The organism is bacterium (assembly GCA_030247525.1).
Classification (GTDB): domain Bacteria; phylum Electryoneota; class JAOADG01; order JAOADG01; family JAOADG01; genus JAOTSC01.
In genome coordinates this window covers 18,044-29,229 of sequence record JAOTSC010000023.1, presented here as the reverse complement: position 1 = coordinate 29,229, position 11,186 = coordinate 18,044, and the positions used below count along the sequence as shown (strand labels likewise).

The following is an 11,186-nucleotide window of genomic DNA, read 5'->3' as shown; positions in this document are numbered from 1 at the left end:
ATTAGAAGGAGAGAAAAAAAGACTCCACGCGATGGAGTCTATTCAAAATGTATCACGGGTTTGCACCATGTGAGGAACTATTGCCGGTACTTGAAGCGGCGGATCTTTCGAGTAGAGGTTTTCTCGAGTTCGTCTTTCGATACTTCGATGCGGGTGATTTTCCGGTAGTCGGGTTGTCCTTCGTTTACGGCGGCGACGATATCAACCGCTATCCGTTGCAGACCGTTATCATCATACTCCCGTCCGTCAGCACTTTCCGTCGCCAACCAATCGGGGTTGAGGACAAGAATCGCGCCGATTTCTTCTCCATTACCGGTGCGGCGCGACCGTCCGACCACAACGCATTCCAATACGCGGTTATCTTCGAGGATTGCTTGTTCGAGGGTTTCCGGATAGACGTTCTTTCCCCCGGCAGTTACAATAACATCTTTCCGTCTGCCGACTATCGAGAGATAACCATCGGCATCAATTGAGGCAAGATCGCCTGTACGCAGCCAACCGTCGGGCGTAAACGCATCTGCCGTTGCTGTCGGGTTGTTCCAATACCCTTTCATCACGTTGGGACCACGGACTAACAGCATGCCAACCCCATCCGCATCGGGGTTATCGATTTTTACATTATTAAACTCAAAAACCTGACCGACACTGCCGGCGCGATTCAAAACAAGCGAGTTTGCCGAAACCAATGGCCCGCACTCAGTTAAGCCGTATCCTTGAATCAATGGAAAACCGAGCGCACACAAGTCACGATTGACACTATGCGGTAGTGCTGCCCCGCCACTGACTAAAAAGCGGATTTGGTCGAAACCCATCCGGGCGCGGACACTTCGTAATAGTGAGACCCCTAAACCGGAACCAGGTAGTTTTGTTGTAGCATAACTTGCTTTGAGGATGGTTTCAAACAACATTCGCTTGAGGGGAGAGGCTTCGCGGGCTTTGCGAAATACGCCATTGCGAATCTTTTCCAAGAGTAACGGAACCGCGATAAAAAGAGTTGGTCGTATTAATTGAGCATCTTGCACTAACTCATTTGGTTTCAACGAGCGGGCGTATGCAACGGATGCTCCGACTGACAACGGAAAAATGAAACCGCAGGTACACTCGAACGTATGATATAGTGGTAATACCGAAAGGACGCGGTCGGTATTGTCAATACGATAGCGTTTTCCTGCACCAAGAGCATTAGTAGCAAGCGATTCGCCGGATAACATGACCCCTTTTGCTACACCGGTTGTACCGGAGGTGTAAATCAACGAGGCTACTTCCGCCATCGGAATCGAGCGTAAATGTGACGCCGAGTATTCGCTGGAAAACGTATCGTGAATCGAGTATTTTATTCCAAGGAATTCATTTGCGATATTCGAGAACCGTTGAAAGACTGTTTCGGAACCAAACCATGCACAGGCGCTGGAATCTGTGAGGATAAATTGGACTTCATTAGGCGGCAGGTTGCCATCGAATGGAACAACCGTTGCCCCGGCGGCTAAAATTCCGAAATAAGAAGCTCCCCAATTGGGGTGATTCTCCGCCGAAAGGGCGATCCGACTTCCGGGGCGAACTCCGTCTCGTATGAGTTGGGCTGCAATTGTATCGATACGGTGATGCAGTTGTGAATAGGTGTATGCGACTCCAGTAGCATCCAGCGCACGAAGTGCAGTGGTGTTGGGGTAGGCGGCGCAAGATTTTTGGATCAAGTCTAATGGATGCATTGTCGTCAATTGATTTGTGGTATATTGTAATACAGAAAACGACTGCTAACAAATGGTTAACAAACTCGCATGAACCTTATTTGCCCAAACAGTAATCGAAAAGCGAATGGCTAAGCGCACAAAAGACTTTTCATACCATTGGAACGCGATACCGGAGCCGATCTGGCTTCTCGCTGAAGATGGCTCTCTATTAGCGGCTAATACCGCAGCCGATGCGCTTGAATCTAAAGTGGTTAATCGCCTCATCAAAGACCAAATGCCAAGTCGATACCTTTTGGAATACCTCAAGCAATTAAAAACGACCGAAAAACCTCTTCGTCACATCCCTTTTGGAAGCAAAACACACCCAGGTTTGCTCTCATTGTATCGCAACAGTGACCAAACCATCCTCGTGCAATGGCAACCCATTGATCAATCTGTGGCAGTAACGGATAACTTTGAAAATCAGAACAATGAGCGGGAGTTAACATCACGAGAAAACCGATTAAACCATCTCCTAACATCAATTTCCCGATTGTCATTTGTCAATGATATTCAGTCCAAGATTGAAATCGCTGCCGACGAATTGCGGAAATTTGAACTGTATCGTGAAATCGCAATTCTGTACTACCCCGATCGAATGAGGGTCGCTTATGCCGGCGCCGTATCCAGTGAACGTCAGCGGAAGGCAATAATCGACCGCTTGTTAAGCGATCCAATGCAACAGGGTAATGTATTAGCAGAGCTTGATACCATTCTTGATACCGGAATAAAAAATGGGTCATATTATCTGATAGCACCTAATGACCTCCGCGCCACTGAGCTACTTTCGTTTCTCGATGAATTGCGATTATCCAGTGAACAGACACATAGTTGGCGTAAGAATGGTGCAGTGTTACTGGCGGTTTACAATCGAACCGGAGTAAGAATTGGATCGGTGCTTCTTTCTGACTCCTGCGATGACAGTAATAAAACCGCTGAGCAGTTACCGGTGGTCGAATTGTTCTTGCGATTGGTTGTCAACCAATTGGAGCAGTTACGACTGCTCCAACACGCAATCACCAGTGAACAGCGGTATCACGCTCTTATCGACCAACTACATGAAGGAGTAATCGTCGCCGACGATGAAGGTAGTATCGTTATCGTTAATCCGGCGACGGTGAAACTAACAAAGTATTCACTCGAGGAGTTGTTGGGAAAACATGAGTTGTTCCTTTTTCCGGAATCGGAACACGAGAGGATTCTCAAAGCAACATTCGAGCGTCGACGAAGAGTATCATCCACTTATGAAGCTCAAATGATCCGGTGTGACGGGCAACTGCGGACGGTTGTTATCTCAGCGGCACCATTACTCGACGAACGTCAACGATATCAAGGTTCGTTGGCATTATTGACCGATGTTACCGAACGGCGGGCGAATGAGGCGGCACTCAAACAAGCAAACGCCGAACTTGCCGCTACGAACCGCTTTGCAAACGCTTTAGCGAACAAGCTTTCCGGTCCCAGTTTTACCCGAAGAATGCTTCCTGAGCTGTTGGGGAGGGCAAGTAAACGCCAATCGCATGGCAAGGTCCGACACGAGACAGCAAACCACGGAACAATCACATCAAAATCGCTGGAAGCCGATGCTCTCAATTTGGTTATGGAAACGCTCAATGTTAATACCGGAGCGATTTTTCAGCTGCAGTCCGATTCCGGGAAAGTACAACTTCTTACCTATCGCTATCGCAACGATAGCTCAGATGCTGAGCACGAAATCAGCACCGCGGTTGAATACTTGCATCCGTTTGTCCATAACGAGGAAGGGCAGTATTACTGCCCAAATTTGATGAAATGTAATGGTTTAGCGGAAGAGCGAGTCAATTGGCTGATTGAACACGGGATTCGTTCATTTGCAATGTACTCATTAGCGGCTCGTAACCAGCGTATCGGTTACTTGTTTGTCAGTCATAACGAAATTAACAGTTTCTCGCAATCGCAGTTACAGCTTTTACGCTCGATGTCAGAGCAGTTATCACTGGCAATGGACAATTCGCGACTACTGCATGCCGTGCTTCGGTCAAGCTCAGATTGGGCAAGAACTTTTGATGCGATGCCCGATCCGGTATTTGTTTTGAATTCGGATGGCACGATTCGTCGTTCAAATATATCTGCCAGTGAGTTATGCAAACAAGATGTCCGCGAAATCGTAGGAAAATCAGTCGGTGAGTTGTTGGGACCATTTGGTAACCGTTTGATGGAACTACCGAGTGATATCGTCGAATTAGAAGAGACCCATGCTGTCTTGGGGATCAATCGCACTTTTACGATTACAATATCTCCCCTTTCCTCAAACGACCGATTGGTAGTGCTGCGTGATGTTACCGAGCGGCGGTTTTTACAAGAACAAATGTATGAAGCCCAGCGCCGTGAATTGGTGGTACGGTTTGCTGGCGGCATAGCACACGATTTCAACAATCTGTTAGTGGGGATTGTTGGAACCGCTGATGTGTTGATGATAAAATTAGGACTTGACGGTGAGACCGGTGAGTTACTGAAAATTCTACAGGATTCATCGCGCCGCGCAAAAGACTTGGTCAAGCAATTACTTGCTTACGCACGTGGTGGGGCGACTCAGATTTCTGCTGTGAAAGTCAATGCGATAATTCGGGAAGTACAAAAGCTTCTGCATGTAACTCTGCCGCCGGATGTAACGATTGAACTCGATTTGGATCCAGACTTGCCAATGGTGATGATGGATGAAACTCAATTGCAACAAGTTGTGATGAATTTAGGGATTAATGCCAATGAGGCAATGCAGGGGCATGGTAGAATAACTTTTCGGACGATGGTCGGTAATCCTCCGGTGGAATCAGGGATTGGCGGATTCTTCGAGGAAGCAGTATGGATTCGGGTTTGTGACAACGGTCCGGGCTTTCATGCAAAAATTCTAAGTCGACCCGGGGAACCGTTCAACTCAACCAAAGGGACAGGTCGCGGACTTGGAATGGCGGCGGTATTCGGGATTGTTGCTCGTCATAATGGGAAGATTATGCTGAGCAATATGCCGGAGGGCGGTGCATGCGTCGACATTTGGTTCCCCCGTGCCGATGAGCCGGAACCGGAACTCCGTGAACCACCTCGCAAAGAGCCGATTGGCGCTCGGAAACTTGATGGGAAGCGCATATTGATTGTTGATGATGAGCCGATGGTTCGTCATCTCGTTCGGGAAGTCCTCGAGATGTTTGGATGCGAAGTTGCCGAAGCCGCTGACGGCGAAGCGGGATTGCGTGTCCTCCGTTCCGCCTCTTTTGACATGGTGATTTTAGATATCATTATGCCGAAACTGGGCGGTGTCGAAGCCTTCCGGGAGATGCGTGAAACTTCACCAGAGCTCCCAGTACTCTTTGTCTCAGGGTACGATGAATCCGATTCGGTTGCAAGATTGTCGGATTCAAAAGTGAATTTTCTCCAGAAACCGTTCTTGGTTAATGATTTATTCCAATGTGTCTTTCAAGCGCTCTCCCAACTGTAACTGAGAATCTTTTGTCCCGATTTGCAATTTTCCGTTTGTCACTCCATCTTTCCCCCATTGTAAATCTGAACTTGTAATGGCAATCCGGCGGTGCGCTTGTTTTGCCCGCTATTTTTATGGAAATCGACAATGCCTGTAACTGATCGAACACAAATCATGGACAAAGTCGTCGCACTTTGTAAGCGGCGCGGATTCATTTTTCAGTCCTCCGAAATTTACGGCGGGTTGAATTCCTGTTGGGATTACGGCCCGCTTGGTATCGAGTTGAAAAACACCCTCTCCCGCTTCTGGTGGGATGAAATGACGCTGTTTCACGACAGCATCGTCGGCCTCGATGCCGCAATCCTGATGCATCCCCGAGTATGGGAAGCGAGCGGTCACGTCGCCGGTTTCAGCGATCCTCTCGTCGATTGCAAAACGTGTAAGTCGCGGTTCCGGTTCGATCAACTTCCAACCGATGAAACAACGGCAGCGGTACGAAAATGGAAATTGCCGAATGGCGACAAGGGCGAGACTGCGCAGCGTGCCGACCGGAAGTATTGTCCGACTTGTGGTTCCAGTGATTTGTCTGACATCCGTCAATTCAATTTGATGTTCAAAACATTCATGGGTCCGGTGGAAGAGAGTGCATCGGTAATCTATTTGCGTCCCGAAACTGCGCAAGGGATTTACGTCAATGCACTGACGATTGCGGAAACGATGCGGCTACGTCCACCATTCGGGATCGCACAAATCGGAAAAGCGTTCCGCAACGAAATCACACCCGGTAACTTCATATTCCGGACCCGTGAATTCGAGCAAATGGAGATGCAGTACTTCGTGAAACCGGGCGAGGATATGACTTGGTTTGAGTTCTGGAAAGCCGAGCGGATGAAGTATTGTCAGCATGTGTTACAACTAACCCCTGAGCGGTTGCGGTTCCATCAGCACGAAGAAGGTGAATTGGCGCATTATGCAAAAGCTGCATTCGATATCGAATACGAATTTCCGTTCGGTTGGAGTGAATTGGAAGGGGTGCATAATCGCACCGATTTCGATTTAAGCCGCCACAGCGAATTCAGCGGGAAAGCACAAACGATTTTCGATGAGGGTACGAAAGAGCGTTACATCCCTTACATCATTGAAACCAGTGCAGGACTCACCCGCTCCCTGCTTGCCGTGTTAACCGACAGCTATGACGAGGATGAGCAGGAAGGCGATTTACGGGTTGTCATGCGGTTCAAGCCGCACTTGGCGCCGGTAAAGGCGGGCATCTTTCCGTTAATGAAGAAAGACGGTTTGCCGGAAATGGCAGATGCGCTCTACCGGAAACTGCAACGGAAATGGAAAGTGTTCTACGATCAAAGCGGATCGATTGGAAAGCGGTATCGCCGGATGGATGAAATCGGAACGCCGTATTGCATCACTGTCGATTACGACTCCAAAGACGATCAGGCGGCAACCATTCGCGACCGGGACAGCTTGCAACAAGTGCGCGTCGCCCTCGACAAGATTCCGGAGTGGTTGGAAGAGCGAGTTACCTTACAATCGTAAGGTACAAGGTAGGATCGATGTAAATCGATTCAATATGTACAAAGGAAAACGGGCGGACACTGCAGTCCGCCCACTTTTTTTCGTCGCTCGTACTGCGTTGAACCATCGTTTGATTATGGTATATGCACCGCCAAATCGACTGCTTCAGAGCTGAAACGATATTGCATCGAGTCGGGAGGAATCGTGATCGCAGTGTATTGCGGGTTTACTTCCTGCAGTTCTTGCCGAAGAATTTCCGAGGTGCTGTATCCAATCGTGAAGCCAATAAGCAGCACGGCGGCAACCCGCAAGAGAGAGTGGGTTTTGCGCATTCCTTTCGGCATTGGCAACGGGATTGGTGGAATTGTCACAGGTACTGAAACGCCGCTTAAAAGCGAAATCTCGTTTTTTATTGCCGCAACTTGTTTTTGACAGTCGGGACAATCGCGTACGTGGGACGCTACCTCACGGGAAGCGGCATCCTCCAATGTCTCTAACTGATATGCCAGCAACTGCATTTCATCGGGATGAATCAAGGCGTAACCCCCATTTTTACAAAATATTCTCGACATTTTCCCACTGCCCGAAACAATCGCGATTTTACAGTGCCAATGGGAACCACGAGTTGGGTTGCGATTTCCTCGTAAGACAAATCGCCATAAAATCGTAAGACTAATACATTGCGCTCATCGGAATCCAATCCTGCGATGGCACGCGTAGCCATCATTACCTGCTCGTCGGCGACAACATGCTCCCACGGCGTAAAACCACTATCCAATGTATTTGCAACGTTCTCAAGCGACGACTCCCGCCGCTGCCGGTCTTTGTTTTTCAAAGCGCTGTGAAACGCAATAGTTGAGAGATAACCGCTTAGCGTTCCTAACTCGTGTTTCGGATGACATTCGATCACCCGGAGAAACGTCTCTTGTGCTATATCGCAAGCGGTATCCCGCGAACCGGTTATCAGAAATGCGAGATTAACCAACCGTTGATAATGTTTGTCGACCAACGATTGCCAAGCGTTCCGATAACCGGCGCGCGCAAGCGATAGTAGTGACCAATCCGGATCGCTCACGGGATATTCAATCCAGTAAGCCAGGTTTTAACTTCCGGTAACTCCGACCATTTCTTCCAAATCGCGCCAAACTCTTTTTGCTCGTCGAGTGAGAGTAACGGTTCGGCATGGGCGCGGTACCATTGAAACAGCGTCAGCTTCTTTTCCGTCGCGATCGAATGATCCGACGATACGAAGTGAGCGATTACTCGCGCATAATTTTTGAGGAGCATCTTTCCCGCGTCGGATTCTTTCACATGTTTCATCCGCCAGCTATCCAACCCGTTGGTTCGGAATATCTTTGGAAAATCGTCAGCGAGCGCAGTTGCAACCGTTTCCCGGTTACTACAAGGTGTTACCAGCGTCGAGAGACCAATGAACACACCGTTTTCCGAGTATTTTGCCAGTTCCGGCGAATTCATCATGGTAATAGCAAAATACAATGGTCGGTCTGACGATTTTGCCGATTCGATGATGCGCGCGATGAGTGTATCGGCATACATCCCTGCTCCCGGTTGTCGCGTTTTAGCCTTCGTCTGTTGATCCCGAAAATTCCGGATATCAGTGATTTGCTGGGTAGTAACGAACGGCAAACCGATATCTTTGGCGACGATTTCGGGATACCAAGTCGTATTCATAAGCGAGCGATTCACCAATACAACATCAGGACGGAATTTCTCAATCCGGGTCAAAATCCAACCCGGATAAGTGTCGTTGTCGCCATTGGTAATGAGAATCGCATTTGGTTCCAGTTGCGCAAGCATATTATAGGAGTAATCCATCACTTCTTCGTTGACGGCGCCAAGCTCAATCAAGCGGCGGAGCATCGCATCGGACTTCTCCCGTTCCCCCAACGCCATGTAATTCACAACTAATGCGAAGATGGGATCGGTGAAAGAAGGATCGAGCTGCATCGCCCGTTCGACTTTCGCCGTCGCCTCCGGTTCTCCGATGCCAGCGCGTATCATCCCTGATAGATACAGGAGAGTTGGATTCGATGGATACTTCTTTAATCCTTTGGCGAGCAGTTTTTCGTACTCGGGATGATTGGCGTAGCGGGCGGCTTTCATCCAATTGCCATAGGAGTCTTCCGAGGGAAACGCCTTGTAATACTTTTGCCACAACTCGGTGAGTTTCTGATAAGTAGCTTGGTCGTAGTAAGTTATGCGCTTGCTAACGATGGGAACCGGGCGTTCCACGGCTGCCGGTGGTTGCTTACAGTCGAGTAACAACAAGCCTCCGAGTATCAAACCAAAAACTATCGCACTTTTTACTGTGTTGGACATACCGTACCTCCAATTTGAGCCGATAACAGGAGAGTCCCCTCGTGCACGAAAGATCGCCTTCCTTATACTAATCCATTTCCCCCCGGAAAAGTTCTTGCACAAAAAAAACGGCGTACGAATCCGTACGCCGTTCAACGATATAGGCTACAAACGATTACTTTTTGAGGGTCGCCACATATTGTTCAAATTCGCTAAGATACTTCTCCATATTCGCCACGGCTTGCTTGTACCAGTCGTCGCGAGCGAAATCGATCCCGACGGTATTCCGGAGAATATCCGCCGTCGGCTGATCGAACGGATGGGAGAAGAGATTGGCGATATTCTTGGCAAATCCTTTGTCATTGGCGACTCGACCGGCTAACTCCATCGTCAGTAACGACGAAATCAAATAGTTCAAGTTGTACAACGGTACGGTATAATAATGGTGTACAACTTGCCACAATGCCAACGGTTGCTTGTATTTCGGATAGAATATCGAACGCGCCTTCGCTGATGGTTCAGCAAGTTGATCGAATTCTTCCGGTGTCAATAATCCTTTGCCATCATCGTTTCGGTTGCGCAACTCAGTGTAAACATCCGCTTCAAACCGTGCAATCCAACCGATACGGATAACGCTAATCATATCTGCTAATTGCTTCTGCATCAGAAATTGGCGAATCTTCGGATTGGTTTCCCGCTCTAACAGATGATGATGATAGATTTCTTCAAATGTCATCGCCGCTGTTTCGGTGACATAAGTCGGACCATCGCTGGCGTAGCTGGGAAGACCCTTTGCATTCATCAACGTGTGGTGTACCGTATGTCCCGCTTCATGGGCGATTGTCCGAACCTGATCAATTGTCCCGTGATATTGATCGAGATAAAAGAAGCCGGGAGTTTTACCGGGGCTGATTGAGAAAGCCCCCGGTCGCCGGTTCGGTCCACCGTACATATCGATACGGCCTTCTTTGGGATCGAGTAACTTCTTGAGTTCCCGTTCGACGTCGTTGCCCAATAACGCTAACGCTTCGTTGATATCATCGAAAGCCTGCGAAGCAGTGTACTGGGGTTGCTCAAAATCGGCCGCTTCCTGTTCCAAATCCCACGGTTCGATGTCAGTAATACCCAACTCGATGGAACGTCGCTTACAATCAGCTTCGGTGTAACGGCGCAGCAAAGGGGTCATCGCATCCAAACCGTTCCACAATCCGGCGACTTGGTCGCGGGTCAAGTGGATATAATGCGCTTGGGCGTGAAGTGCGTCGTCGAACTTAGCCAAACGGGCGCGAAGGTTTCCGGTTTGCACAACCCGGTTGAAACCGAACGCAAACAAATCGCGATGTTCGGCATATCCTTCATAGAAAGCGTTCCACGCTTTTTCCCGGATTGCTCGATCTTTCACCAACATCAACGCAGATTGGTCGCGCATCGCATTCAGCGTTTGACCGTCGACTTCAAACTCGGCGAATTGGGTACGGGAAACCAGTGTCTGATACAGGTCCTTGTGCCAAGCCGACAACGGAGCGGACAACTGGGCAAGCAACTCTTCTTCGGTGCGGCTTAAGGTATGGGGAATTTCACGCCATAGCCGCCGCATCATTTCAGTCCAACCGGAAAGCTGCGGGACGGTCGTCAACCACTCATTCCAAGTCGCTTCCGAAATCGCTTTCAGTTCGAGATCGGCGAATACCAACCGTGCGCTAATCGGGTCAAGCCGGGTTTGCAATGTACTGGTAACGCCTTGTTTTCGGGTATCAACCGATTCATCGAGCAACCGGTACGTCCACAATTTCCCTAAAATCTCATCCATCTCTTCGCGCAACTGAAGGAAAGCAAGACATTCATGGGGATGGCTTGTGATTTTTCCTTCATACAGTGCTAACCGGTCGGTGATTGCTTCGACCGTTTTCATGAGGGATTCAAACTGCTCCTCGTCCTTGACCAAACGACCGGTGAGATCAAACCGGAGTTGTTCCCGCAACTCAGCGGATAATACTTCTTTAGCTGCCATTGCCTAAGCTCCCATTATCTGTGTATTCAAGCGAAATTGTCCTAAAATAGGTTAGAGATTTGCTAAACCAAAACATCCCCTCGAAATGCCTTGACAAGAAAACTGTCAACTTGACAGGGTTTTACCAGTATGCTACCTTGCT

7 protein-coding genes are annotated in these 11,186 nt (G+C 48.9%); 2 read left to right on the top strand and 5 right to left on the bottom strand.

Annotated features, from left to right (window positions below; translation table 11 throughout):
* Nucleotides 1–77: 77 nt before the first annotated feature.
* Nucleotides 78–1,709, bottom strand: coding sequence for an AMP-binding protein (locus OEM52_03790; GenBank protein MDK9699259.1), 1,632 nt, complete (start codon nucleotides 1,707–1,709; stop codon nucleotides 78–80).
* 106 nt (nucleotides 1,710–1,815) lie between these two features.
* Between OEM52_03790 and OEM52_03785 the strand changes: the two genes are divergently transcribed.
* Together OEM52_03785 and OEM52_03780 are read left to right on the top strand one after the other, a co-directional pair.
* Nucleotides 1,816–5,202: a response regulator gene (locus tag OEM52_03785; GenBank protein MDK9699258.1), complete on the top strand. Its 3,387-nt coding sequence runs from the start codon at nucleotides 1,816–1,818 to the stop codon at nucleotides 5,200–5,202.
* 129 nt (nucleotides 5,203–5,331) lie between these two features.
* The gene (locus tag OEM52_03780) at nucleotides 5,332–6,735 is read left to right on the top strand and encodes a glycine--tRNA ligase (GenBank protein MDK9699257.1); all 1,404 of its coding nucleotides are present in this window, start codon (nucleotides 5,332–5,334) and stop codon (nucleotides 6,733–6,735) included.
* Nucleotides 6,736–6,848: 113 nt separating this feature from the next.
* Here OEM52_03780 and OEM52_03775 read toward each other — a convergent pair whose 3' ends face one another.
* The 4 genes from OEM52_03775 to OEM52_03760 all read right to left on the bottom strand — a co-directional run bounded on the left by OEM52_03775 (nucleotide 6,849) and on the right by OEM52_03760 (nucleotide 11,044).
* Nucleotides 6,849–7,250 (bottom strand): hypothetical protein, encoded by a 402-nt coding sequence (locus OEM52_03775; protein MDK9699256.1) that lies wholly within the window; start codon nucleotides 7,248–7,250, stop codon nucleotides 6,849–6,851.
* A complete protein-coding gene (locus tag OEM52_03770) occupies nucleotides 7,247–7,789 on the bottom strand; it encodes an RNA polymerase sigma factor (GenBank protein MDK9699255.1) in 543 nt (180 codons plus the stop codon). The genes OEM52_03775 and OEM52_03770 overlap by 4 nt, the downstream gene beginning before the upstream one ends.
* Entirely contained in the window at nucleotides 7,786–9,054 is a 1,269-nt protein-coding gene (locus OEM52_03765) for a hypothetical protein (GenBank protein MDK9699254.1), read from the bottom strand. The genes OEM52_03770 and OEM52_03765 overlap by 4 nt, the downstream gene beginning before the upstream one ends.
* Nucleotides 9,055–9,208: 154 nt before the next feature.
* On the bottom strand, nucleotides 9,209–11,044 hold the full coding sequence (locus OEM52_03760; protein MDK9699253.1) for a M3 family metallopeptidase: 1,836 nt from the start codon (nucleotides 11,042–11,044) through the stop codon (nucleotides 9,209–9,211).
* Nucleotides 11,045–11,186: the final 142 nt, after the last annotated feature.